The following is a 24766-nucleotide window of genomic DNA, read 5'->3' as shown; positions in this document are numbered from 1 at the left end:
GATCGGTGGCGCGGGCCGGTCGGGCTCAGGACCCGGTGGGGCCGCCGCCGAGCACGGAGACCGGAACGAGCACGTACGGCCCGGCCCGCGCCACGGCACCGGCCTCGACCGGCCCGGACAGCCACTCCGGGGGCCGTCGCAGGTCGACCAGGACGAGATCCTCCGGGCGGGTCGGTTCGCTCGTCAGCGTCGCGGCGGTGAGCAGCCGTGGCGGCAGGTTCCAGTAGTAGGCGAGCCAGCGGGGACTGCTCGCGCCGTCACCGGCCACCCAGGCGTACCGCTGACCGGGTGGCGGCGGATGCCCGGCAACGAGCCGGCCGGCCTGGGCCGGCTCGCTCAGCAGGCGGTGTCGGTCCGGGCCGGCGACGAGCACCCCGAGGTACGTCGCGAGCGCCGCCCCCACCAGCACGGCCGTCGCCACCCCGACCCGCCGCCGGCCCTCGCCCCGGTCCTCGCCCCGGTCCTCGCCCCGGCTCACGAGCCGGTCGCTGAGCAGCTTGCTGTGCGGGGCGGGCGGCGGGGCGATCCCGTCCATGACCCGGTCCAGCAGCACGCCCATCCCGACGAGCCCGACCACGAGGAGCGGATACGACCAGTACGAGTGGACATAGGCGGCGTTGCGCAGCCCGAAGATCCAGACGGCGGTGAACCCGGCGGCGATCGCCAGGTAGCTCCGGCTTCGCCGGTCCAGCAGTCCGGCGACCGTGCCGAGCGGTAGGGCGCCGAGGTACCAGACCGGCAACAGGCCGGAGACGAAGAACCACTGCCGGCGCAGGATCTGCCGAAGGGTGTGGCCGCCACCGCTACTGCGCAGCTCGGCCTGCCCGCCGAGCAGGGCCATCCCGGTCACCCCGACCACGTAGGCCAGACTGATCGCGACTCCGAGCAGCATGCTCGTGCCGACCAGGATCGTCACCCGGTCGAACCGGCGGGCGGCGAACAGCCACAGCCCGAGTATGGCGGCGAGGCCGACGCCGGGCCAGGAGACCAGGGTGCAGAGCAGCGCGGAGGCGCAGGCGGCGAGGACGAGGCGGCGGGACGGCTCCGGACGGGCGCGCAGGCGTACCACCGTGGCGGAGAGCGCCAGGATCGGCCCCAGGTCGAACATCAGCGGGCTGAAGACCCAGTAGAAGGTGGTGGCCACCATCAGGCCGACCGCCAGCAGCGTCGCCGACCAGCGCAGGCCGATCGCGCGCAGCAGGGCGGCGGCGGCGGGGACGATGAGGAGGGCGAGCAGGTACGGCGGCAGCCACACCTGGTACTCCCCGTCGCCGGGAAGCAGACCGGTCAGCGCGGTGAGCAGGTTGAGCAGCGGCGGATGGTGTGCGTATGGTGTCGCGGCGTACGGTGCCCAGTCGGCGCCGAAGTGCGAGCCGAGGATGCCGTGCTCCTGGAGATTGCGCAGGTGCAACGCGTACCGGCCGATGATCCGGCCCAGGTGGTTGTCGCCGAACGGCTCGGCGAGCTGCGGGATCCAGGTCACCGCGACGATGCCGGTGAGGATGGCGACCGCCGCCCGACCCCGCCGCTCGCTCCGCTCCACCCGCTCGACACGCGCGCGATTTCGAACCGGCGGGGCACCGGGTGGCAGGGCAACGGCGGGACGGGCGCCGGCGGGACGGGCACCGGCTGGCGTGTCCGGTCCCGTGGCAGTGGTCGGCACCGCTTCGGTCACGAGCGGTTTCCGGGCGGCCAGTCGATCCTGGACCGGACGATCAGGTCGGCGAGCAGGGCCACCGCGCCGACGATCAGCCCGGCACAGAGCAGCAGCACGGTGTTGGTGGCGATCCGGACCGGGTGCGCGACCAGGTCGTAGACCACCTTCCCGGAGCCGACGGTCAGCAGCAGCAGCGACGGCGGCATCAACACCTTGAGCGGGTTGAAGTACATCACCATCCGGAGCACCTGGAGGAAGTACCGGTAGGCGTCACGGACGAAGTGGAACTTCGACGAACCCGAGCGGCGGGCATAGGCGATCGGCAGGTAGTGCACGTCGTGCTGGTTGTGCAGGAAGGCCATCGTGATCGTGGTGACACAGGAGAACCCGGGGGGCAACAGCCGGAGGTAGGGCAGTGACACGTCCCGGCGGAAGGCACGCAACCCGGAGTTCAGGTCGGGGATGCGGGTGCCCGCCAGCCGCTCGGCGATCTTGCGGATGAGCCACTTCGCCGGGACCCGGAGGAACTTGTGGCTGCCCTGCTCGCTCGTGCGCGCGCCGACGACCTGGTCGACGTGCGGATCCTGGAGCAGGAGCTGCACGAACTCCGGGATCCGTTCGTTGGGATAGGTCATGTCCGCGTCTGTCCAGACCACGATCCTGCCGCGCGCCTGTTCGGTGCCGATCCGGCGTGCGGTGCCGGAGCCACCGTTGCGATGAAAGGCGAGCACCCGAAGTCGGGGAAAACGTCCGGCGGCCCCACGCAGGATCTCCAACGTGTGATCGGTGGACGCGTCGTCGATAGCCAGTAATTCGTATTGCAGGCCGCTGGTGTCCATTGCCGTGCAGATGCGCTCGATCTCCGCCAGCACGTGTGCCTGCTCGTTGTAACACGGCAGGACCACCGTCACCTCGACGGGTGCGTTGCTGTCCCTGCTGACCTGGGCGGGGACGACGGAAACGTCGGTGCCGGGCCGGTCGAACCGGCTGTTAACCGCCATGTGGACCGCCTTCCGGCACGAGCTGCTCGGCGACCGTGAACGGCAGGGAACATTACAGCGGTCGTCGTATTCGTGGACACGATATAGCAGTTTGGGACGTACGCACGCGACGCGCCATGCGGCCAATCAGTTTGGCGTACGTGAATCGACGCCGAAACAATTTCTCGAACGGATGTCTCGGGTCGGTGTCGAGGACATAGGGTTGATCTCGTGACTGAGATGAACTATCGCCGGTTGGGCGACTCCGGACTCGTGGTCTCCGTCGTCGGGATCGGGTGCAACAACTTCGGCCGGAAGGTCGACGCCGCCGGCACCCGGGCCGTGGTCGACGCGGCCCTCGACGCCGGCATCAACTTCTTCGACACCGCGGACATCTACGGGGAGCCGCACGGTGGCTCCGAGGAACTGCTCGGCGCCGCACTGCGCGGCCGGCGGGACGACGTCGTGCTGGCGTCCAAGTTCGGCATGAGCATGTCCGGGATGAACGGGCCGGACCACGGCGCCCGGGGCGCCCGGCGCTACGTCGTCCGGGCGGTCGAGGCGTCCCTGCGCCGGCTCGGCACCGACCATCTCGACCTCTACCAGATGCACGAGCCCGACCCGGGTACGCCGATCGAGGAGACCCTGAGCGCGCTCGACGACCTCGTCCGGGCCGGCACGGTCCGCTACCTCGGCAACTCCAACTTCACCGGCTGGCAGATCGCCGACGCGGCCTGGACGGCACGTACCCGGGGCCTGACACCGTTCGTCAGTGCCCAGAACCAGTACAGCCTGCTGCACCGCGACGTGGAGGCGGAGGTGGTGCCGGCCGCCGAGCACTTCGGCCTCGGCCTGCTGCCGTTCTTTCCCCTCGCCGACGGGCTGCTCACCGGCAAGTACAAGCGGGGTGCGGAACCGCCGTCGGACAGCCGGCTCGCCGGCAGCAGCCCCCGGTACGCCGCCCGCCTCGCCTCCGCACCCTGGGACACCATCGAGGCCCTGGAGAAGTACGCGGCCGAGCGCGGTCTGTCCCTGCTGGAGGTGGCGATCGGCGGCCTGGCCGCCCAACCGGCGGTGACCTCGGTGATCGCCGGAGCGACCACTCCCGACCAGGTACGCGCCAACGCACGGGCGGGGCAGTGGCAACCCGCGCCCGACGACCTCGCCGCCCTCCGCGCCATCCTCTGACCGCCGCCGCCCTACCTCCGCCCGTCCCGCCCTACCCACTCCGCCCCGCCCGCTACCCATTCCGCCCCGCCCCACCCGCTACCCACTCCGCCCCACCCGCTACCCACTCCGCCCCGCCCGCTACCCGCCCCGCCCCGCCCGCTACCCACTCCGCCCCGCCCGCTACCCACCCCGCCCCGCCCGCTACCCACTCCGCCCCGCCCCACCCGCCCGCCGCCGCCGCCCCGCCGCCTGCGCGGCTGCACTGTCGCGCAGGCTCCCTCGCGTCACCTGGACATCAGAGGCGTCATGCGCGCCGAGTAACGCCTCTGATGTCCAGGTGAGTGCGCCGTTCCTGAATGGCGTGGGCGATCAGGGCGAGGGTGCGGGCGGGGTGGAGCAGGACATCGTCGGCGGTGAAACGGAGGACGAGCCAGCCGGCGGCGCGCAGGGCGTTCAGCCGGGCGACATCCTGACGGAAGTGGGCCCGCTCACGGTGGTGGTCGCCCTCGTACTCCAGCGCGATCCGGAGCCGTGGATAGGCCAGATCCACCCGTCCGATGAAGTGGCCCCGTGCGTCGCAGACGTCGTGTTGCACGGTCGGGCCGGGGAAACCGGCGTCGACGAGGAGAAGCCGCAGGCGGGTCTCCATCGGCGACTCGCTGAGCGGCTCCGCCAGACCGAGCACCTCGCGCAACAGGGCGACCCCCGGCCAGCCGGGATGCTCGGCGAGATAGTCGCTGAGCGCGGCCGGCTTCACCAGCCGCCGGTTGAGCAGCGCGTCCACCGCCACCACCGCCTCGGTGCGTGGCGCCTTCCGGCCGAGGTCGAAGGCGGTACGCAGCGGTGTGGTGACCGGTAGCCCACCGAACCGGGTCACGTCACCGGCGGAGAGCGTGGCGAGGGTGTAACGGACCCGGGGGCGCGCACGGGGTCGTGAGTTGCCGGGGATCAGCACCGTGACCGGCGAGTCCCGGGCGACCAGCTGGACGCCCCACAGGTAGGCGGCGCTGAGCCCGCCGACGACCGCGCCCGGCGGAAGGGTGAGCCCGACGGCGTCGCACCACATCCGGTGGTCGTCCGCCCGGTAGCCGTCGCGGTGCACGTAGACGTCGGGAAGCAGTCGGCGCCAGGCCGGCCCGCGCAGCATGCTCCGGCTGATCAGGCCCTCGGCGACGGCGGCACGGGCGGAGAACGGTAGGAACGCCAGTCGGGACGGGACACGGGCCGGGCGGGACATCGGACCAGCCTGCCGCACCGACCCGTGCCCCCGCTGCCCCGGACTGACGCCCCGCCGGCCGACGTTCCACCAGGGTGGATTTCCTAAATGTCGGGTTACCGCGTGCAACCCTGCTCGCGCCCACCGGATCATCTCCCGCGACCTGTACATCAGAGGCGTTATTCGGGGCGGTTAACGCCTCTGATGTACAGGTCACGCTGCGGCCCGCGTCGGCGTCGGCGTCGGCGGCGTCGGCGTCGGCGGTGGCGGTGGTGGTGGTGGCGGTGGTGGCGGCGGTGGTGGCGGTGGCGGTGGTGGCGGTGGTGGTGGTGGCGGTGGTGGCGGGTGGTGGGTGGGTGCGTGGGTGGGTGGGTGGTGGCCCCGGGGGTCAGGGGCGGCGGCGGGCGCGTACCAGCAGGGCACCGAGCGTGGCGACGGCGGCGAGTGTCAGGGCGGCCCCGGCCACCCACCACAGTTGGGTGACCGGCGTGCCGCCGTCGCGGTCCGGCGCGGCCACCGGGACCACCGGCGGGGCGGCCTGGGCGGTGCGGGCCTGCACCACCACCTGCACCTCGGCGGGGTTCGGCTTTGGCGCGGTGACCGTGACCTGCCAGGGGCCGGGTGTGAGGACCGGCCCGGTGCTGTAGAAGCCCTCACCCTCGCCGGCCGGGGCGAGCTGGATCGGGCCGACCGTCCGGCCACCCTCGGCGGTGGCGGTCAGCACCAGCCGGAGGCCGTTGTCGACCGGATGGCCGTCCGCGTAGCTGGCCTGCACGGTCACCCCCGTGGCGCCGTCGCCGGCGACCGCGAGCTTGATTTTTTCGCCGTGCGCGGCGGCCGGCGCCGCCGGTGCCAGCCCGACGGCGAGCGCGGCGCCGAGCAGGACGCCGAGAAGGGCGGCGAGGAACAGCGCGAGCAGCGGGGCCCCGAAGGAGGCGGAGGAGGCGGGCGAGGCGGGGAAGGCAGGGGAGGCGGAGGAGGCGGGCGAGGCGGGGAAGGCAGGGGAGGCGGAGGAGGCGGGCGAGGCGGGGAAGGCAGGGGAGGCGGAGGAGGCGGGCGAGGCGGGGAAGGCAGGGGAGGCGGGGAAGGCAGGGGAGGCAGGGGAGGCGGGGGAGAGTGCGGTGAGCAGCGGCGCCAGCGGCCGGCCCGCCGCGGTACGCGGAGTGGACCGGACCGGTGTGCGTCGGTGTCGACGTCGCATCGGAGGACTCCTTCCCGGCGGATCAGCGCCGGACGGGTGCGGGGGCGGTCGCCGTTGACCGCCCCCGCGCTTACCTGACTGTCGGCACGAGCCGGGCTAGAGCCGGCCGCCCCGCCTCACCCGGGTCGGATCCTCGGCCAGCCGGCCGGTGCCCTGCACCGACCTGCCGTCGTTGGCCTCGACCCCGGAGGTGCTCGCGGTGCCGCCGAGCCGCACGATCATCGCGTCGGCGTCCCGCACCAGCACGTCCCGGATCTCCGCCTCGCCGATCAGCGTGGCATCCGAGGCCAGCTCCTTGAAGGCGCCGAGCTGCTTGATCGCCCGGTTGTCGTTGCCGTCCGCCTCGGCGTCCCGGATCGTGTCGAGTTTCTTCGACAGCTGCTTGTGCGCCTTGGCGGAGAGCCGGCCCGTCGCCCTGAACCGGTCCAGCAGCATCTGCATGTCCCGGAACGAGGTGGTGACGAAGAACCGCACGGTCGAGGTCGTCGTGTTGCCGGCCCGGTCCGTCGCGGTCACGGTCAACTCGTGCAGGCCGAGCGGTAGCTCGTACATCGCCTGCAGGGTGTTCGACTGGTAGGGGCGACCGTCCAGGGTGCCGACCGTCGCCTTGATCCCGGAGGTGGGGTCGACGGCCGACCAGGTCACCCGGACGTCCTGGCTGTCGCCGTAGAGCTGGCCGTCGGCGATCCCGGAGACCAGCACCGTCGGCTTGGTGCCGTCGATCTTCAGAATCGCCGACTTCAGCGTCTCGGCGTTGCCGGCCGCGTCGGTGGCCCGGTAGAGCAGTTCGTGCTGCCCGTCCCCGGTCACGTTCACCGGCTCGGTGTACGCCGCCCAGTCGCCGCCGTCGAGCGACCACTCCAGTGTGGCGACCCCGGAACCGGCGTCGGTGGAGGTCAGCGTCACCGGGATGGTGCCGCTGTGCCAGCCGTCGTCGGTCGGCGGCGCGAACGCCGCGGTGCTGACCGGCGCGGTGGCGTCGATCTTCACCTCGACCGACCTCGTCGCCTCGACGTTGCCCGCCTCGTCGGCGGAACGGAACCGCAGGGTGTGCGTGCCGTCCCCGGCGACCAGCACCGGCTCGGTGTAGCCGGTCCACTCCGTGGCGTCGTCGAGCTGGTATTCGGTGCGGGCCACTCCGCTCCCACCGGCGTTGTCGGTGGCGGCGAGGGTCACGGTCACCGGACCGGTGTGCCAGCCGGCCGTCGGGGTCCCCGACACGGTGGCGGTGGTCACCGGCGCCGTCTCGTCCTCCTCTTCCACCGGCCCGGTGCCGAGCCGGAAGTAGTCGAACGAGACGGTCTTCGAGGCGGTCTGCGCGGCGCCGAGGCTGAACAGGCCGATCCGCGGCGTGCTACCCACGGCGGCGTTCGTCAGCGGCGGAAGCTCCGTCCAGGTCGTCCCGTCGGCCGAGTACGCCGCCGTGTAGGTGTCACCGGCCCTGGAGAGCCGCAGGTGCCACACCGACTCGGTGAGGTTCCCGGCCTGTGGTTGCGGGTCCTGCACGGTCGCGCCGATCTCGCTGCGGAACTCGATCCGCCGCGTCACCGGCTGGCCCACCTGGTTGTCGACGACGAAGTCGAGCTTCAGGTAGTTGTCGTCGTCGCCGTAGACGAGCAGCCCGGCCTGCTGGTACTGCTCGTCCAGCCGGCTGCCGTCGACCTTCGTCCGGATCGTCCAGTCGCCCTCCGGTGCGCCCTGCAGGATGAAGTTCGTCGGATCGGTGTTGTTGCCGGTGTAGATGTCGCCGTTCGGCACGTCGACGTGCAGTGCGCCGTCGGCGACCCGGTACGCCGCCGGGTCCTCCCGGACGATCCCGTCCCAGCGGCACTTGTCCAGGGTGGTCCCGGTGAACTCGTCGTTCGGGGTCACCTCACCGGCGGGCTCGTCGGGGGTGATCTGGAACCAGTCGAAGCTGGCGTCCACCACCGGCGCGGTGCTGCCGCCGTTGAGCGCGAAGAGCCCGACCTTCGGGTTCTCGATCCCGGCGAGCGCCGCCGGCCGGCCGATCGGGGTGAAGTCCTGCCCGTCGGCCGAGTACGCCGCCGTCAGGTTCGTCCCGTCACTTGTCAGCCGCAGGTGGATCGTGCTGCCGGCCGGTGCGGCCGTCGAGTCGCCCCCCTCGTTGCGCGGGGTGCCGGCGGTCTCCCGGATGAACTCGATCCGGGGTGCCCCGGAGTACAGCAGGTCCAGCTTGGCGTAGTTGTCGTCGTCGCCGTAGACGATCAGGCCGGCCTGCTGGTAGTTCTCGGTCACCGCCAGGCTGAGCCGGGTGGTGGCCTGCCAGCTCCCGTCCGGCGCCGGTTGCAGGACGATGTTCGTGGCGTCGTTGCGGGTGCCGTAGAGGTCGCCGACCGAGGTGGGCAGCACGAGCGAGCCGTCCCGGACCGCGTACAACTGGTTTTCCCGGACCACCGTCGACCAACGCGACTTGTCCAGCTCGGCGCCGGTGAAGTCGTCCGAGCGGGCCCCGAAGCACGAGGTGTTCGGCGCCTGCACCTTCACCGTCACGGCGGCGTACGCGGCGGCTCCGCGCGCGTCGGTGACGGTCAGGGTGGCGGTGAAGGTCCCCGGGGCGGTGTAGGTGTGCTCGGCGTCCAGGGTGGTCGCCGTGCCGCCGTCCCCGAAGTCCCAGGCGTACGTCAGCGGGTCGTCGCCCTCGGCGTCGCTGGCGGTGCCGTCGAAGCTCACCGTGACCGGCGCGGTGCCGCTGGTCGGGGTGGCGGTGACGGAGACCGTCGGCGGCGCGTTGTCGGTGACGCCCCGGCCGATGAAGTCGACCCAGTTGACGTTGAGGATCGCACCCGTGCCGGTGGCGCCGACCGGGTTGCGCGCCACGAAGAACAGCGGACCCGTTGACGTGCTCGGCGTGCTGAGCTCTGCCGACGCGTTGGTGAAGGTCTGCCAGCCGCCGGTGTCCGGCACGCTGGCGGTGGCCAGCACCGGCCCGTCGGCCGCGCCGGACCGTACCTCGATCCGGGCGCCGCCGCCGGCCGAGGAGGCCCGGAACCGGACCCCGGTGATCCCGGTCAGGTTGGTCGGGTCGAAGGTCCAGTAGTCACCGTCCTCGATCCAGCCGATGTTCTCGAAGCCGCCCTCGACGTCCTCGGTGGCCTGGGTCTGCACGCCCGGGTCACCGCCGCCGACGCCGTCCGCCGCCCGGCCGGTGGCCGCGTAGTATTCCGCCTGCTTCCGCTTCGGCTGCAACTGCTCGATCGCCCGGCCGGTCAGCGGGTTGGCGCCGCCGGCCCCGCCGCCGTCGGTGTAGCTGGCCTCGAAGACCGCGAAGACGTTCGCGTCGGCGCCGTGCCCGGCGTCGAGCGAGGTCTGCACGGTGCCGCTGCACCCGGTCTGGTCGTCCAGCGGGTGGGCGTGCTCGTCGTGGCCCAGGTAGTACTGCAGGACCACCCGGTCACAGTCGATCTCCCCGTCCTCCGGGTCGGTGACGGTGACCGTGTATTTCACCTGGTCGCCCCAGTCGAAGAAGCCGCCGTCCGGCGGGAACTCGATGGTCACCGTCGGTGCGGTGTTGCCGACCGTCACCGGCACGTTCGCCACCGCCGTCCGGCCGGTGTCACCGGTGACGGTGAGCTGGGCGGTGTAGTTGCCGGCGGCGGCGTAGGTGTGCGTCGGGTTCGGCGCGGTCGAGGTGCCGCCGTCGCCGAAGGTCCAGGCGTACGTGATCGGACCGCCGTCCGGGTCCCGGGAGCCCTCGCTGGAGAAGGTCACGGTCAGCGGGGCGGCGCCGGAGGTCGGTTCGGCGCTGGCGACCGCGATCGGCGCCCGGTCACCGGCGACGTAGTCGATCCGGTAGACACCCGAGTTGTCGTTGTTGCCGCCGAAGCCGCTGCCCCACTCGATGAGGTAGAGCGCGCCGTCGGGGCCGAACTCGAAGTCCATCGGCCGGATGAAGGTCATCCCGGTGAGCAGCTGGTTGATGTCCACCAGCGACCGGCCGTCCTCGGTGACCTGGAAGGCGTACATCTTGTTCTGGTTCCACTCACCGAACATCGCCTTGCCGTCGTAGTACGCCGGCCACTTGCTCTCCGACGGGTTCTCCGGGTCGTACCGGTAGACCGGCCCGCCCATCGGGGCGCCGCCGCCGCCGATCTCCGGGAAGAGCGGGTTACCGCTGTAGTCGTAGTCGACGGTGGCCGGGATCGCCGGCGGCAGGTTGGTCAGCCCGGTGTTGTTCGGCGAGTTGTTCACCGGTGCGGCGCAGTCGAACTTCGCCCCGCTCGGCCCGGACGGGAACTGGTAGTCGTTGTAGGCGTAGTTGGCGCCGTGGCAGTACGGCCAGCCGAAGTTGCCGGCCTGCCCGATCGCGTTCCACTCGACGGTCCCCTCCGGACCCCGGTCCGGGTTCGCCGCCCCGGCGTCCGGGCCGTAGTCGGCGACGTAGAGGGTGTCGGTGGCCGGGTCGATGCCGATCCGGAACGGGTTCCGGAAGCCCATGCCGTAGATCTCCGGCCGGGTCTGCGCGGTCCCCGGCGCGAAGAGGTTCCCCTCCGGGATGGTGTACGTCCCGTCGTCCTCCGGGTGGATCCGGAGTACCTTGCCGCGCAGGTCGTTGGTGTTGCCGGAGGTACGCTGCGCGTCGAAGTCCTGCCGCCCCGGCCGCTCGTCGATCGGGGTGAACGAGTTGGACTCGAACGGGTTGGTGTTGTCGCCGGTGGCCAGATAGAGGTTGCCGGCGCTGTCGAAGACCATGCTGCCGCCCGCGTGGCAGCAGGTGTTCCGTTGCGTCGTCACCTCGAGCACGACCTTCTCGCTGGCCAGGTCGAGGGTGTCACCGGTGACGGTGAACCGGGAGAGGTGGTTGCGCGGGCCGCCGCCGTTCGGGGCGTGGTAGAGGTAGACCCAGTTGTTGGTGGCGAAGTCCGGGTCGAGCCGGATGCCGATCAGCCCGTCCTCGTTGCCGGTGAAGACGTCGAGGTCGGCGGCGGTGACCGTGGTGCCGGTGTCCGGCTTGACGATCTGGACCCGGCCGTCCCGCTCGACGTAGAAGACCCGGCCGTCGGGCGCGACGTCCAGCTCCATCGGGTTGTTGGTGTTGCTGTCCAGGCTGATCTTCTCGAAGCTGCTGGTCAGCGAGGCGGAGCAGTCGGCCTCGACCGCGCCGGCCGCCGTCCGGATGCCGCCGAGCAGGTGGGCCAGGAACTCCGGTTCGGCGTACGACTGCTGGGTGTGGCCGCCCGCCGTGTACCAGGCCCGGCCGCCGTCGTACTCCTGGCACCAGGCGAACGGGTGGTCGTGCCCCATCGCCCCGGCGCCCGGGGAGTAGCTGGTCTCGTCGAGCGAGGCGAGCACGTGTACGTCGCCGCGCGGGTTGTCGCGGAAGTTGTACCACTCGTCGTAGCGGGACCACTGCGCCGGCAGGTGCTCGGTGGACTCGTGCGCGTGGTCCTCGACCTTGATGGTGGCCTGCTGGTTCGCCGGGTGCGACGCGAAGTACGCGCCGACCAGTTCGCCGTACCAGGGCCAGTCGTATTCGGTGTCGGAGGCGGCGTGCACGCCGGCGTACCCGCCGCCGGCCTGGACGTAGCGCTCGAACGCGGCCTGCTGCTCGGCGTCGAGCACGTCGCCGGTGGTGGAGAGCCAGATCACCGCCTGGTACTGCGCCAGGTTCGCGTCGGTGAAGGCCGTCGCGTCCTCGGTGGCGTCCACGGTGAAGCCGTGCTCGGCGCCGAGTTGCTGGATCGCCGCGATACCGGCCGGGATGGAGTCGTGCCGGAAGCCGGCGGTCTTGGAGAAGACCAGCACGGCGAAGGGCTCGGCGACCTCGTTCCGGACCTGCTGCCGGGCGGAGAGGTCACCCAGCTTGCGGGCGGAGGCATCGGCCGGTGCGGGCAACCCGGCCAGGCCCGGCCTGGCCGAGGCGCTGCCGGGCAGGCCGACCAGCATGGTGGCGCCGAGCAGCACGGCTGCGGCCGCACCGGTCAGCCGGCGCCGCAGCCTGCGGAAAGGTGTGTGAGCGCGGTGCGGAGGATGATGCGAAGTGCCGCCGGAGCGGCCAGGGCTGGACACGAAGGATCTCCTTGGTCCGGAAAGGACAGCGGGGATCCCGGGTCGGTACGCCGAAGACCGCCACGGGGTGCGGAGTTCGGCCGGAGCTCGCCGAAGCGCCGGCCGCGGAATTTTGCCTTGTGGTTGAACAAATTAGGGCCGGGTCGGGGGCGGCCGGAATACGGCGGTGAGGTTAATTCGGGTAACGGTTGTGTAACGAGGCGGAATCATCCGGATAGGACAGACATATCCGCCAGCCCATCCGACCCCTGTTCTCCGTGCCGGGCCGCCGACCGAATGGCGCAGGGTGGTTGACCACTGACGTTGTGCGATACGTCACGGCCCTTTACGGATCCGTGACCGGCCGCGTACGCTCGCCGCAAGTAACCCACGGGAGCCCGGTGGACCGGGCTGAGAGGGGGGCTACCGAGCCCCCGACCGTCGAACCTGATCCGGGTAATGCCGGCGCAGGGAGGAGTGTTGCCGTGGTAGACCTCGGACGACTTCATCTCGTCACCGACACCCGACCGGGCCGGGATCCGCTCGCCGTGGTCGAGGCGGCCCTCGCCGTCGCCGGCCCCGAGCTGGTCGTGCAGGTCCGGGTGGAGGACGACACCGACGACCGGACGGCGTACGAGCTGGCCGCCGCGGTCGCCGTGCGCTGCGCCGCCGCCGGAGCGTCCTGCCTGGTCAACGACCGTCTGCACGTCGCACTGGCGATCGGGGCGGCGGGCGGGCACGTCGGTGCCCTGGACCTGCCGGTGGACGCCGCCCGCCGGGTGCTCGGCCCGACCGCCGTGCTCGGCGCGACGGCCCGCGATCCGGAGACCGGTGCGGCGGCGGTGGCGGCCGGAGCCAGCTATCTCGGCGTCGGCCCCTGCCACGCCACCTCCACGAAGGACGGCCTGCCGGCGCCGATCGGCCCGGAAGGGATCCGGCGGGTCGCCTCGGCGGTGCCGGTACCGGTGATCGCGATCGGCGGGATCACCCCGGAGCGGGTGCCCGCACTGCTCGCCGCCGGCGCGTACGGCGTGGCCGTGGTCGGCGCGATCTGCCACGCCCCGGACCCCGGCGAGGCCACCGCCGCCCTGCTGGCCACCCTCTCCGCCGTCCCACCCGCACCCCCACCCGTGGCGGACCGGGGAACGTCGTCGGGGTTCCCACCCCGGTCGGGTTCCCCGTCGTCTGCGCGGAGTGCGGGGGCGGGAGTGGGGGGATGGTAGGCGGCGATCGGGGAGCCGACGTCGCGGTGGTCGGCGCCGGGCCGATCGGGCTCGCCGTCGCCTGGCGCTGCGCCGCCCGGGGCCTGCGGGTCAGCGTGTACGACGCCACACCCGGCTCCGGCGCCTCGGACGTGGCGGCCGGAATGCTCGCCCCGGTCGCCGAGGCGTACTTCGGCGAGCGGGTGCTGACCGGACTGCTCGTCTCCTCGGCGGCGCGCTGGCCGGACTTCGCCGCCGAGCTCACCGCCGAGACCGGGATGGACCTGGGCTACCGGACCGAGGGGACGCTTACCGTCGCGCTGACCCCCGACGACCTGGCCGAGGCGGAGCGGCTCTGGGCGTACCAGCGGCAGGTGGGACTGCCGGTGACCCCGCTGCGGCCGGCGGAGCTGCGCGAGTGCGAACCGCTGCTCGCCACCCGGCTGCGCGGCGGCGCGCTCGCGCCCGGCGACCACCAGGTCGACCCGCGCCGGCTGGTGGCCGCGCTGCGGGTCGCCGCCGAGCGGGCCGGGGTGACGATGCTGCCCCGGCCGGTCCGGGACCTGGCGGAACCGGACGCGGCGGTGACGGTGGTGGCGGCCGGCTGCGGTACGGCGGCACTCACCGGCCTGCCGGTCCGGCCGGTCAAGGGGCAGGTGCTGCGGCTGCGCGCCCCCGGCGGTGCGGCACCCGGATTCCGGCACGTGATCCGGGGCCACGCCGACGGCCGGGGCGTCTATCTGGTGCCCCGGACCGACGGCGAGGTGGTGGTCGGGGCCACCGTCGAGGAGCGCGGCGACCTCGGCGTCACCGCCGGGGCGGTGCTGGAGCTGCTCCGCGCCGCCACCGACCTGCTGCCGGAGATCGCCGAGTACGAGCTGGTCGAGGCGCGGGCCGGGCTGCGCCCCGGTACGCCCGACAACGCCCCGCTGCTCGGCCGGTTACCGGACCGGCCCGAGGTGGTGGTGGCGGCCGGACACTTCCGGCACGGCATCGTGCTCACCCCGCTCACCGCCGACCTGGTCACCGACCTGATCGTCACCGGGACGCCGGATCCGGCGCTCGCGCCGCTGGATCCGGGCCGGTTCGGCGTGCCGGCTCCGGCGGCACCGGCGGGGGACGGACCGACCAACGAGGGGAGGGCACTGTGGAGCTGACCGTGAACGGGATCGCGCAGCGGCTGCCGGGCGAGCTGAGCGTGGCGGAGCTGGTGGAGCGGATCACCGACGCGCACCGGGGGGTGGCGGTCGCCGTGAACGGCGAGGTGGTGCCCCGGGGCGGCTGGCCGGGACGGCTGCTCCGGGACGGTGACCGGGTCGAGGTGCTGACCGCGGCCCAGGGCGGGTGAGCGGCATGCCCTCCCTGCTCCCCGAAACCGGACCAGGACTTCCCGGGCCGGAGTCCGGGCCCGGACTCCCCGGATCCGGGTCCGGGTCCGGGTCCGGATCCGGGTTCGTGCTCGGCGGCGACAAGTTCGGGTCCCGACTCATCCTCGGCACCGGCGGGGTGAGCAGCCCGTACGCGCTGGAACAGGCGATCCGGGCCAGCGGCACCGAGCTGGTCACGGTCGCGCTGCGCCGGATCGACAGCAGCGCCACCATGGGCGGCAGCCTGCTGGAGGTGCTCGCCAGGTGTGGCGTACGGCTGCTGCCGAACACCGCCGGTTGCCGTACCGCAGCCGAGGCGGTGACCGTGGCCCACCTGGCCCGGGAGGCGTTCGAGACGTCCTGGGTCAAACTGGAGGTGATCGGCGACGAGCGGACCCTGCTCCCCGACGCGGTCGAGCTGGTCACCGCCGCGGAACGGCTGGTCGCCGACGGGTTCACCGTGCTGCCGTACACCACCGACGATCCGGTGCTGGCCCGCCGGCTGGCCGATCTCGGCTGCGCGGCGGTGATGCCGGCGGGGGCGCCGATCGGCTCGGGACTCGGCATCACCAACCCGCACAACCTGCGCCTGCTGCGGCAGAGCGTCGACGTACCGGTGATCCTGGACGCGGGCGTCGGCACCGCCTCCGACGCGGCGTTGGGAATGGAGCTGGGCTGCGACGCGGTGCTGCTGGCCAGCGCGGTGACCCGGGCGGCCGATCCCGTCCGGATGGCGACCGCCATGCGGCTCGCCGTGGAGGCGGGGCGGCTGGCGGCCGGGGCGGGACGCATCCCCCGGCGCTTCCACGCGCTGGCCTCCACTCCGGACGAGGGGCGGCCGGAGCTGTGAACGGCCGCAGGGCGACCGTGCCGGGCGGGAACGGTCCGGGCGGGAACGGTCCGGGCGGGAACGGTCCGGGCGGGAACGGTCCGGGCGGGAACGGTCCGGGCGGGAACGGTCCGGGCGGGAACGGTCCGGGCGAGGTCGTGCCGACCGGGATCGTGGTGGTCACCGACCGGTGGCAGGCGAGCCGGCCGCTGGTCGAGGTGGTCGGGTCGGCGGTCGACGGCGGGGCTCGTCGGGTGCTGCTGCGGGAGCGGGACCTGCCGCGCCCGGAACGACTCGAACTGGCCCGGCGGCTGCGGGCGATGCTCGCTCCGGTCCGCGGCACCCTGCTGGTAGCCGGGCCGGACCCGCTCGACGGTGACGCGGTGCACCTGCCCGCCGCCGGGCCCTACCCGCCGCCGGCGCTGCCGCTGGTCGGCCGCTCCTGTCACGACGAGTCCGAGGTGCGCCGACTCTCCACGGAGGACTACGTGACCCTCTCGCCGGTTTTCACCAGCCCGTCCAAGCCCGGTTACGGGCCGCCGCTCGGCCCTGCCGGCCTGGCCCGGCTGGTCGCCCGCACCCCCGTACCGGTGCTCGCGCTCGGCGGGATCGGCACGGCCGAGCAGGTCGAGGCGTGCCTGGCGGCGGGCGCGGTCGGGGTGGCGGTGATGGGTGTGGTGATGCGCTCGGACGACCCCGCCGGACTACTCCGCCGCCTCTGCGCGGCAGCCGCCGCACCCGCCGACGGCCCGCCACCGGAAAGGGGCGGCCCGCGGGCGGAGAGGGACGGTCTGCGGGCGGAGAGGGAGGGTCTGCGGGCGGAGAGGGAGGGTCTGCGGGCGGAGAGGAAGGGTCTGCGGGCGGAGAGGAAGGGTCTGCGGGCGGAGAGGAAGGGTCTGCGGGCGGAGAGGGAGGGTCTGCCGTCCGGGAGCGGTCCGGCGGTCCGGGTCGGTGACTCGGGGCAGGGACGGGAGCAGGGGCAGGCATCGGGATCGGGATCGGGGTGGCGGCGGTGACGCCGCCGGTGGTGCTGACGGTGGCCGGCTCGGACTCCGGGGCGGGCGCGGGCATCCAGGCCGACCTGAAGGTCTTCGCCGCCCTCCGGGTGTACGGCACGTCGGTGATCACGGCGGTCACCGCGCAGAACACCCGCCAGGTACGCGCGGTCTTCCCGGTCCCCGCCGAGATGGTGACCGAGCAGCTCACCGCCCTGGTCGAGGACCTGCCACCGGTGGCGGTCAAGACCGGCATGCTCGGTGAGGCGGCGGTCGCCTCGGCGGTGGCGGCAGCCGCCCGGGCCGGGCTGCTGCCCAACCTGGTGGTCGATCCGGTGCTGGTCTCGACGAGTGGCGCCCGGCTCGGTGTGGTCGACGCGATCGAGCGGCTGCTGCCGTACGCCCTGGTGGCGACGCCGAACCGGGCGGAGGCGGCGGCGATCCTCGGCCGCGCGGTCACCAACCCGGACGAGATGGCGGAGGCGGCGCGGCAGCTCGCCGCGGGTGGTCCCCGGTACGTGGTGGTGACCGGCGGCGACGTCGACGGCCCGGGCCTGGCGACCGGCGGTGGCGAGGCGTTCGGTGGGGCGGTCGACGCGCTCTGGACCGGCACCGAGGTGCGGCTGCTGCGCCGGCCCTGGGTGCCGACCCGGAACACCCACGGCACCGGCTGTTCCTACTCGGCCGCGATCGCCGCCCGGCTGGCGCTCGGCGATGCGGTGCCGGAGGCGGTGGCCTTCGCCAAGGAATACGTCACCCGCGCACTGCTCGGCGCCCGGAGCTGGGCGCTGGGCGGCGGACACGGACCGCTCGACCACCACGACTGGTCCGGCGCACCCACGGGAGACAGGTCCGGTTCATCCAGCACAGGGAGGTTGTCATGAAGGCTCGTCGCAAGGTGTACGTGACGGGGACGCGTCCGGACGTCCGGGTGCCGTTCGCGGAGGTCGAGCTGACCGGTGACGAACCGCCGGTCCGGCTCTACGACACGTCCGGTCCCGGCTCCGACCCGGCCGTCGGGCTGCCTCCGCTGCGCGGGACGTGGATCGCGGAACGGGGTGACGTGGCACCGGTCCGGGGGGCGGGAACGCCGCTGGTCGGCCGGGACGGTGCCCGGCCGACCCAGTTGGCGTACGCCCGGGCCGGGATCGTCACCCCGGAGATGGAGTTCGTGGCGGTCCGCGAGGGCATGCCGGCCGAGGTGGTGCGGGAGGAGATCGCCGCCGGCCGGGCGGTGCTGCCGCTCAACGTCAACCACCCGGAGTGCGAGCCGGCGATCATCGGCAAGAAGTTCCTGGTGAAGGTCAACGCCAACATCGGCACCTCGGCGGTGACCTCGTCGGTCGCCGAGGAGGTGGAGAAGCTCACCTGGGCGACCCGCTGGGGCGCGGACACGGTGATGGACCTCTCCACGGGCAAGCGGATCCACGAGACCCGGGAGGCCATCATCCGCAACTCGCCGGTGCCGATCGGCACCGTGCCGATCTACCAGGCGCTGGAGAAGGTCGGCGGCGACCCGGTGAAGCTGGATTGGGAGGTCTTCCGGGAGACGGTCATCGAGCAGGCCGAGCAGGGCGTCGACTACATGACGGTGCACGCCGGGGTACGCCTCGGCTACGTGCCGCTCGCCGTCGACCGGGTCACCGGGATCGTCTCCCGGGGCGGCTCGATCATGGCGGCCTGGTGCCTCGCGCACCACGAGGAGAGTTTTCTCTACACCAACTTCGCCGAGCTCTGCGAGATCCTCGCCCGGTACGACGTCACCTTCTCACTCGGTGACGGGCTGCGGCCCGGCTCGATCGCGGACGCCAACGACGAGGCGCAGTTCGCCGAGTTGCGTACGCTCGGGGAGCTGACCTCGGTCGCCTGGGAGCACGGCGTACAGGTGATGATCGAGGGGCCCGGCCACGTGCCGATGCACAAGATCAAGGAAAACGTGGACCTTCAGCAGGAGCTCTGCCACGAGGCGCCGTTCTACACCCTCGGCCCGCTGACCACGGACATCGCTCCGGCGTACGACCACATAACCTCGGCGATCGGCGCCGCGATGATCGGTATGTTCGGCACCGCCATGCTCTGCTACGTGACCCCGAAGGAGCACCTGGGGCTGCCGGACCGGGACGACGTCAAGGCGGGCGTCATCGCGTACAAGATCGCGGCGCACGCGGCGGACCTGGCAAAGGGGCACCCCGGGGCGCAGGACTGGGACGACGCGCTCTCCAAGGCGCGGTTCGAGTTCCGCTGGGAGGACCAGTTCAACCTGTCGCTGGATCCGGAGACCGCGCGGGCGTACCACGACGCCACCCTGCCGGCCACTCCCGCCAAGACGGCGCACTTCTGCTCCATGTGCGGGCCGAAGTTCTGCTCGATGAAGATCACCCAGGAGCTGAAGGAGTACGCGGCCCAGGGCATGCGGGAGAAGTCGTCCGAGTTCGTGGCGACCGGCGGCAAGGTGTACCTGCCGCTGGCCTGATCGGCTCGGGTCCGGGCCGGCTGGGGTGCGGGTCGGCTCGGACGCCTTCCCGGCGGTCACCCGTACACCGATGGCGTCATTTGTCGGAGACAACGCCATCGGTGTACGGGTCGGTCAATCGTCCGGATCGGCGTGGTGTCGGCCGTTCGACCGTAGCGACCGTCGTACGCTGCCGTCGAGCCGGAGGTCGGACGCCGGGTCGGGTTCGCTGAGCCCGCTCACCCAGTCGACGTACTCCTCGTCGTGGGCGGGCACCGGTTCGTTCGTACGGTTGCGCCCCTTCGGCTCCCGCTGCTTCGACTCGCCCTTGCCGTTGTCGGCGGTGTCGGAGTTGCCGCTGCTGCCGGTGGTGGCCGTCGGCTCCGGGTCGCTCGCGCTGCCGTTCCGGTTGCGCCGGAACAGGCCACGACGGATCCGTCCGGTGGGCCGGTCCGCCTCACCGCTCACGGCGACCTCGGCAGTGGTTTCGGCAGTGGTTTCGGCCTCGGTGGCGGCCTGCGGGCCGGTGGTGGCGGCGGTGTCGGGCTGGGCGGCGGTATCGGGCCGGGCAGTGGCCTGCGGGCCGGTCGTGGCGGCGGATCTGGCGTCGGGTGTGGCCTGCGGGCCGGTCGTGGCGGCGGATCTGGCGTCGGGTGTGGCCTGCGGGCCGGTCGTGGCGGCGGATCTGGCGTCGGGTGTGGCCTGCGGGCCGGTCGTGGCGGCGGATCTGGCGTCGGGTGTGGCCTGCGGGCCGGTCGTGGCGGCGGATCTGGCGTCGGCTGTGGCCTGCGGGCCGGTCGTGGCGGCGGATCTGGCGTCGGCTGTGGCCTGCGGGCCGGTCGTGGCGGCGGATCTGACCCCGGCTGTGGCCTGTGGGCCGGTCGCGGTCGGCGGGCTGGTCCGATCCGGCGTCGTCGGGACCGGGGTATCGCCGCTGATCACCGGAACGGGACGGATGCCGGCGGTGCCGGTCCGCTCGGCCGTGCTCGCCTCCATCCGGTTTCCGGCCGTGCTCGCCTCCGCCGGCCGTCCGGCCGCACCCGTCGGACCATCGCCGGCTGTCCCGGCCTCGCCGCGCTGCGCCGGCCGGTGGGCGCGGGCCGGGGCCGGGGCCGGGCGAGGTTCCTGGCGGTCAGGGCCGGGGCGGGTGACCGGGGCGAAGGCGTTCCAGGACGTCTCCGCCAGGGAGGGCGTGCCCGCACCCCTGGAGGTGTCCGCACCGCTGGTGGCGGCGTCCGGTGACTCCGGCACCGGATGCTCCGCCTGCGCTGACCGGGTCGTCGGTGTCGACTGCGCCGCCCGGGGTGCCGGCACGGTCCAGGGCGCCGATGGCGGCGCCGGTGACGGCGGTGGCGACAGTGGCGATGACGATGACGATGACGATGACGATGACAGTGGCGATGGCGATGGCGATGACAGTGGCGATGGCGATGGCGATGGCGATGACAGTGGCGACGGCGGTGGCGGTGGCGGTGGCGTCGTGGGCGGGGTCGCCGGCCAGAAGTCCTCGGTGCGCAGCCGCCGGGCGCCGGACCAACCGGGCGGATAACCGGCATCCGTCGGCTCGGCGCGCGGCCCGGTATCCGTCACGCCGCTCGGTCCGGTGGTGTCCGGTGGCGCCTGCGGCGTCGTGTTCCGGGGCGGGGTCTCGGACCGGGCCGGCGCCGAGGAGTCGCCCCGGTCTGCGGTCGTCGGGCCGTCCCGGCCGGTCGACTGGCCGATCGGCTCCGTGGATGCGGAGTACTCCGTGGAGCGGCGCGGGATGGGGATCCCGGTCCGCCAGATCGTGTCGACCGGGGTGCCGCCGGGCGTGCCGATCGAGGGCGTGGTCGACGCACTCGACGGTGTGCCGGACGTGCCGGGCCCGGCGGTCGTGGTGCCGGCGGTCGTGGTGCCGGCGGGCGGCGTACGTGTGGTCGACAGGATCGTGGTCGGCGCCTCCGTGTCGCTGCCGCCGGCGGCCAGCGGCACGGTGTCGTCGCCACCCGCCATGCGGCCGGCGCCGGTGGTGGGAATCACCATGGTGTCGGTGTCGGTGTCGTCGGCGGCCCTGCCGGTGTCGGTGGTGGCTGCCGACGTGGTGGCGGGCCGGTCGGTGTCACCGGTCGAACCGGTGGCGGCGGTCTCCGCCGGAGCGGTCGTGACCAGCGGCCACCGGAGCGTGGCCGCCAGCACCGAACCGAGCGCGCCCGCACCCACGGCGATCAGCGCCCCCCAGTACGGCGCCGCCTGGTAGGCGTCGGTCTGCTCGCCCCTACCCGCGACGACGTACGCCAGGCCGAGCATTGCCGGCCCTGCCACCCCGCAACTCGCCACCACCGGCACCGGCCGTTCGCACCACCGGGCGAGGGCACCGGTCAGCGCGCCCGCGACCAGGGCCAGCGCCGGCATGGCGACGACCGCCAGCCGCTGACTCGTGCCGGCACTCAGCCAGCTGGGATCGACGCCACCGAGCCGGACGGCGGGCAGCGGGTCGGCGGGGCCGAGCGAGGGAAGCACGGAGACGATGGCCAGGAACCAGGCGGCGCCGGTGACGGCCGCGATGTTCCAGGCGACCGGGCGCAGGCTCAGCGCGGCCAGGGCGGCGAGGAATCCGATCCCGGCGCCGATCGCCGCGGCCACGCCGGTCGTCGTCACCGGATCCGCCGAGGCGAGCTGGGCCGTGCGGGCGGGTTGCATGCAGAGCGGTGCGACCGCGAGCGCGCCGAGGGCCGCCACCGCCGCGATGGCCGCACGGGCACCGAGGGCGGTGGGTAGCGCGTAGCGGCGGGCCAGCCGGTCAGCCAGCATCCCGCCGAGCACCGCCGCGACCATGGCGAACCAGCTGACCCAGGCCAACTGGGCGGGCCACTGGTTTACCGTGGACGCGGCAAAGGGACGGTCGAAGCGGACGAGGCCGAGCCCGTACGCGATCCCGAGCTGACCGGCGCCGCCGACGATCCCCACGAGGAGCGCGGCGAGCAGCACCCTGCCCCAGGTCCGGTAGGCCATGCGCGGCACGTTACGCACTCGGGGCACGTTACGCACTCGTCCGGCCGGGCGGCGCCCGGGGGCGGCCATCGGACATTACACATACGTGACGATGCGGAACGCCCGGCCACTAAGGGTGATGAGTCATTGACTCAGTGCTGTTGGTCGCCCTGGGTGCCACCGCCAGGGCCGCTGCCGTGCAGGGCCAGGCCGGGATCGCGCTCGGGGTGGTCGAGCAGGAGTTCGTGCAGCTCCGCGCTGGCCCGGGCGACGTCCTCGAAGTGCGCGTTGCGGCCGAGCGACCGCGGGCGCGGGATGTCGATGTCGAGCACCTTGCGGATCCGTCCCGGACGCGGGCTGAGCACGACGACCCGGTCGGCGAGCAGCACCGCCTCGTCGATGGAGTGCGTGACGAAGAGGATCGTCGCCGAGTGCTCCATGTGAATCCGCTGAAGCTCGACCGAGAGCTCCTCCCTGGTCAGCGCGTCCAGCGCGGAGAACGGCTCGTCCATCAGCAGGACCTTCGGCTGCTGGATCAGGGCCCGGCACAGCGACACGCGCTGCTGCATCCCACCGGAGAGCTCGTGCGGGAGTCGCTTCTCGAACTCGGTGAGCCCCACCATCGCCAGCAGTTCGCGGGCCCGGTCGCGGTGCGCGGCCTTCTTCCAGCCGAAGATCTCGGTGGGCAGCAGCACGTTGTCGAGCACCGACCGCCAGGGCAGCAGGGCTGGCCGCTGGAACACCATGGCGATGTCCCGGCGCGGCCGAGCGACGACCTCGTCCGCCACCCGGATCTCGCCCTCGGTCGCCGGCAACAGGCCGGCCACCAGCCGCAACAGGGTGGACTTGCCGCAGCCGGAGCGGCCCACCACGGCGAGGAACTCGCCCTCGGCGACGTCGAGGTCGATGCCCCGCAGTGCCTCCACGGCACCGGACCGACCGCCGAAGGTCCGGGACACCCCGGAAAGTCGGATCATGGCTGGGCCACTCCATTCGACAATCGACAGTGTCGACAGGCTATCGGAGGACGTCTCCCGGCGGGGAAGGTCTTCTCCCGCCGCCGGGAGACCGTGTCGGTCGCGGGCCTCAGCCGGCGAGCCGCCACCTGCCGCCGCGCGCCACCAGCAGGGTGAGCGCCTGCGGCATCAGTCCCGAGTGGTTCTCCGGCGTCATCCGGATCGGACCGGAGAGCCCGTCGGTCTCGGCGGTCTCCAGCAGGCTGCGGATGCGCCCCCGGTTCGGGGTCTCGCTGTCGCTGTCGGCCCGCACCGCCGCGTCCACCAGGAGTTGCAGGGCGTCGGCGGCGAACGAGGAGTATCCGTAGTAGCCGCCGAAGCGTGCGGTGTAGTCCCGGAACCACTGCTTGCTCGCGGCCTTGGCCGGCGTCGTCGCGATGACGTCGTCGATCACCATGGTCTGGGTGAAGACCATGGTGGTGTTCTCCGCCGCGCGGCCACTGTTGCCGATGAACAGGTCACCGGCGGCAACGGCGTCGAAGAAGACGTGCCCCCGGTAGCCCTCGCCGCGCAGGCTCGTGATCGCGAGATTCGCCTGGTCGGCGGGGGCCCAGACGATCACCGCGTCGGGCTCCTCCTCCACCAGGGCGCCGACCGCCTGGCTGACGTCGGTGTCGGTGGGCTTGACCGACCGGCGGATGACGATCGGAATGTCCGTCGGGTCCTCTTCGGCGCCGACGAGCTCGTTCCGCAGGGCCGCCACACCCTCTTCGCCGTATTTGTCGGCGGTGTGCAGCAATGCCACGGTCTCGACCCGGCGACTGCGGAGTTCGGCGGCGAGAGCCGCGACGTTGTCACGCGCGTTGGGACCGAGTTTGAACATGAATTCCCGGTCCTGCCCGGGTGCGGCCACGTCACCGGCCGGCGCGAGGGCGATGGTCGGAACCTGTTTGCTCTTGACCGTCTTCGCCGCGCCGATGGCGCACTCGTTGCAGCTGCCCATGATGATGCCGCTGATCGCCGGGTCAGCCGTGAAATCACCGATGTTGGTCGCCGAGATGCTCGCGTCGAACTTGTTGTCCCGGACCTCCAGGCGGATCCGGCGTCCGCCGAGCGCACCGGATTCGTTCAGTTGCTCGACCCGGAGCTCCAGGGCCCGCTGGTAGGCCTTGCCCACCTGCGGGGCGGCGCCGGACAGCTCCAGGTCTGCACCGATCACAATCTCCCCGGAGTCTTCCTCCGGCGCGCCGAACTGACAGCCGGTCAGCGAGGTTGCCAGGATGGCCGACGCGAGCAGCGCGGGTATCGCGGAGCGGATGGGCCTCAACTCAGTCCTCCAGGTATCCGGCGCGGGGTGGGGGGTTGCCCGGCCGCCGATCTAGTCGTCCACAATGGATGAGCAACGATCTGCCGTACGGTTCACACGAAGCCTTCAAACCCGCAAAACCTTGCCAATGCCGGGGCGTCCCGGTCAAGCACCGGATACCGCCCCGGTTTCGGGATGACGGGTCTCACATAGTGATAAGAGGGGGTACGGGTGCGAGATAACTTTCCAGATACAAGCGACCACTCTAGTGATATACATGCTGATCAGAGACTCGGCGTTCCGTCGATCTCCCGGCGCCGAGGGTAGTAGACGTCCCATGATGGACCTTTGCTGCCCTCCCGTCGCTTCCCAAAGCGGCCTTCTTCTGATGAAATCGCGGCCGTGCCGCGTGCGGCTCGATCCGCTGCAGCAGGCATCGGTCGACGGGTCACGTAAAGA

14 protein-coding genes, 2 pseudogenes and 1 riboswitch are annotated in these 24766 nt (G+C 72.6%); of the genes and pseudogenes, 8 read left to right on the top strand and 8 right to left on the bottom strand.

Features of this window, described 5'->3' with window-relative positions; translation table 11 throughout:
- Positions 1-25: 25 nt before the first annotated feature.
- Positions 26-1543, bottom strand: coding sequence for an ArnT family glycosyltransferase (locus ACN27G_RS25560; protein WP_421495298.1), 1518 nt, complete (start codon positions 1541-1543; stop codon positions 26-28).
- A 128-nt stretch (positions 1544-1671) separates the two neighbouring features.
- Entirely contained in the window at positions 1672-2658 is a 987-nt protein-coding gene (locus tag ACN27G_RS25555; protein ID WP_421495297.1) for a glycosyltransferase family 2 protein, read from the bottom strand.
- Between the two features lie 219 nt (positions 2659-2877).
- On the opposite strand from ACN27G_RS25555, the gene ACN27G_RS25550 reads away from it, so the two are divergent.
- Positions 2878-3825 (top strand): aldo/keto reductase, encoded by a 948-nt coding sequence (locus tag ACN27G_RS25550; protein WP_421497459.1) that lies wholly within the window; start codon positions 2878-2880, stop codon positions 3823-3825.
- A 286-nt stretch (positions 3826-4111) separates the two neighbouring features.
- On the opposite strand, the gene ACN27G_RS25545 is transcribed toward ACN27G_RS25550, so the two are convergent.
- The 3 genes from ACN27G_RS25545 to ACN27G_RS25535 form a co-directional block, all read right to left on the bottom strand.
- Entirely contained in the window at positions 4112-5044 is a 933-nt protein-coding gene (locus ACN27G_RS25545) for a DUF559 domain-containing protein (protein WP_421495296.1), read from the bottom strand.
- A gap of 367 nt (positions 5045-5411) precedes the next feature.
- Positions 5412-6224, bottom strand: a complete 813-nt coding sequence (locus tag ACN27G_RS25540; RefSeq protein WP_421495295.1) for a hypothetical protein — start codon at positions 6222-6224, stop codon at positions 5412-5414.
- Between the two features lie 96 nt (positions 6225-6320).
- Complete coding sequence (locus tag ACN27G_RS25535) at positions 6321-12128, bottom strand: ThuA domain-containing protein (RefSeq protein WP_421497458.1); 5808 nt, start codon at positions 12126-12128, stop codon at positions 6321-6323.
- Positions 12129-12610: 482 nt separating this feature from the next.
- Positions 12611-12721: riboswitch (TPP riboswitch) on the top strand.
- On the opposite strand from ACN27G_RS25535, the pseudogene thiE reads away from it, so the two are divergent.
- The 7 genes and pseudogenes from thiE to thiC all read left to right on the top strand — a co-directional run.
- A pseudogene (gene thiE / locus ACN27G_RS25530) lies at positions 12716-13336 on the top strand (thiamine phosphate synthase); the annotation flags it as partial. It overlaps the preceding riboswitch by 6 nt.
- A gap of 110 nt (positions 13337-13446) precedes the next feature.
- Positions 13447-14589: a glycine oxidase ThiO gene (gene thiO / locus ACN27G_RS25525; protein ID WP_421495294.1), complete on the top strand. Its 1143-nt coding sequence runs from the start codon at positions 13447-13449 to the stop codon at positions 14587-14589.
- Positions 14580-14780: a sulfur carrier protein ThiS gene (gene thiS, locus ACN27G_RS25520; protein WP_421495293.1), complete on the top strand. Its 201-nt coding sequence runs from the start codon at positions 14580-14582 to the stop codon at positions 14778-14780. Before thiO ends, thiS begins: the two co-directional genes overlap by 10 nt.
- A 107-nt stretch (positions 14781-14887) precedes the next feature.
- A complete protein-coding gene (locus ACN27G_RS25515; RefSeq protein ID WP_421495292.1) occupies positions 14888-15649 on the top strand; it encodes a thiazole synthase in 762 nt (253 codons plus the stop codon).
- Positions 15650-15786: 137 nt separating this feature from the next.
- A pseudogene (locus ACN27G_RS25510) lies at positions 15787-16356 on the top strand (thiamine phosphate synthase); the annotation flags it as partial.
- Between the two features lie 284 nt (positions 16357-16640).
- Positions 16641-17507, top strand: a complete 867-nt coding sequence (thiD, locus tag ACN27G_RS25505; RefSeq protein ID WP_421495291.1) for a bifunctional hydroxymethylpyrimidine kinase/phosphomethylpyrimidine kinase — start codon at positions 16641-16643, stop codon at positions 17505-17507.
- Positions 17504-19096, top strand: a complete 1593-nt coding sequence (thiC, locus tag ACN27G_RS25500; RefSeq protein ID WP_421495290.1) for a phosphomethylpyrimidine synthase ThiC — start codon at positions 17504-17506, stop codon at positions 19094-19096. The genes thiD and thiC overlap by 4 nt, the downstream gene beginning before the upstream one ends.
- A 114-nt stretch (positions 19097-19210) precedes the next feature.
- On the opposite strand, the gene ACN27G_RS25495 is transcribed toward thiC, so the two are convergent.
- From ACN27G_RS25495 to ACN27G_RS25485, 3 genes are all read right to left on the bottom strand, one after another.
- Positions 19211-22066: a hypothetical protein gene (locus tag ACN27G_RS25495; RefSeq protein WP_421495289.1), complete on the bottom strand. Its 2856-nt coding sequence runs from the start codon at positions 22064-22066 to the stop codon at positions 19211-19213.
- Between the two features lie 131 nt (positions 22067-22197).
- On the bottom strand, positions 22198-23022 hold the full coding sequence (locus ACN27G_RS25490; RefSeq protein WP_421495288.1) for an ABC transporter ATP-binding protein: 825 nt from the start codon (positions 23020-23022) through the stop codon (positions 22198-22200).
- 109 nt (positions 23023-23131) lie between these two features.
- Positions 23132-24328 (bottom strand): ABC transporter substrate-binding protein, encoded by a 1197-nt coding sequence (locus ACN27G_RS25485; protein WP_421495287.1) that lies wholly within the window; start codon positions 24326-24328, stop codon positions 23132-23134.
- Positions 24329-24766: the final 438 nt, after the last annotated feature.

Origin of the sequence: Plantactinospora sp. WMMB334, assembly GCF_049179095.1 — a bacterium.
In the GTDB taxonomy this organism is placed as follows: Bacteria; Actinomycetota; Actinomycetes; order Mycobacteriales; family Micromonosporaceae; genus Plantactinospora.
Note: the sequence above shows the minus strand (reverse complement) of the source record. Positions and strands in the feature narration are given on the sequence as shown.

What these genes read in the sequence shown, in the direction of transcription:
- ACN27G_RS25555 (WP_421495297.1), bottom strand. Translation starts at nt 2,658, where the DNA reads ATGGCGGTTAACAGCCGGTTCGACCGGCCCGGCACCGACGTTTCCGTC.
- ACN27G_RS25550 (WP_421497459.1), top strand. Translation starts at nt 2,878, where the DNA reads ATGAACTATCGCCGGTTGGGCGACTCCGGACTCGTGGTCTCCGTCGTC.
- ACN27G_RS25545 (WP_421495296.1), bottom strand. Translation starts at nt 5,044, where the DNA reads ATGTCCCGCCCGGCCCGTGTCCCGTCCCGACTGGCGTTCCTACCGTTC.
- ACN27G_RS25540 (WP_421495295.1), bottom strand. Translation starts at nt 6,224, where the DNA reads ATGCGACGTCGACACCGACGCACACCGGTCCGGTCCACTCCGCGTACC.
- ACN27G_RS25535 (WP_421497458.1), bottom strand. Translation starts at nt 12,128, where the DNA reads ATGCTGGTCGGCCTGCCCGGCAGCGCCTCGGCCAGGCCGGGCCTGGCC.
- thiO (WP_421495294.1), top strand. Translation starts at nt 13,447, where the DNA reads ATGGTAGGCGGCGATCGGGGAGCCGACGTCGCGGTGGTCGGCGCCGGG.
- thiC (WP_421495290.1), top strand. Translation starts at nt 17,504, where the DNA reads ATGAAGGCTCGTCGCAAGGTGTACGTGACGGGGACGCGTCCGGACGTC.
- ACN27G_RS25495 (WP_421495289.1), bottom strand. Translation starts at nt 22,066, where the DNA reads ATGGCCTACCGGACCTGGGGCAGGGTGCTGCTCGCCGCGCTCCTCGTG.
- ACN27G_RS25490 (WP_421495288.1), bottom strand. Translation starts at nt 23,022, where the DNA reads ATGATCCGACTTTCCGGGGTGTCCCGGACCTTCGGCGGTCGGTCCGGT.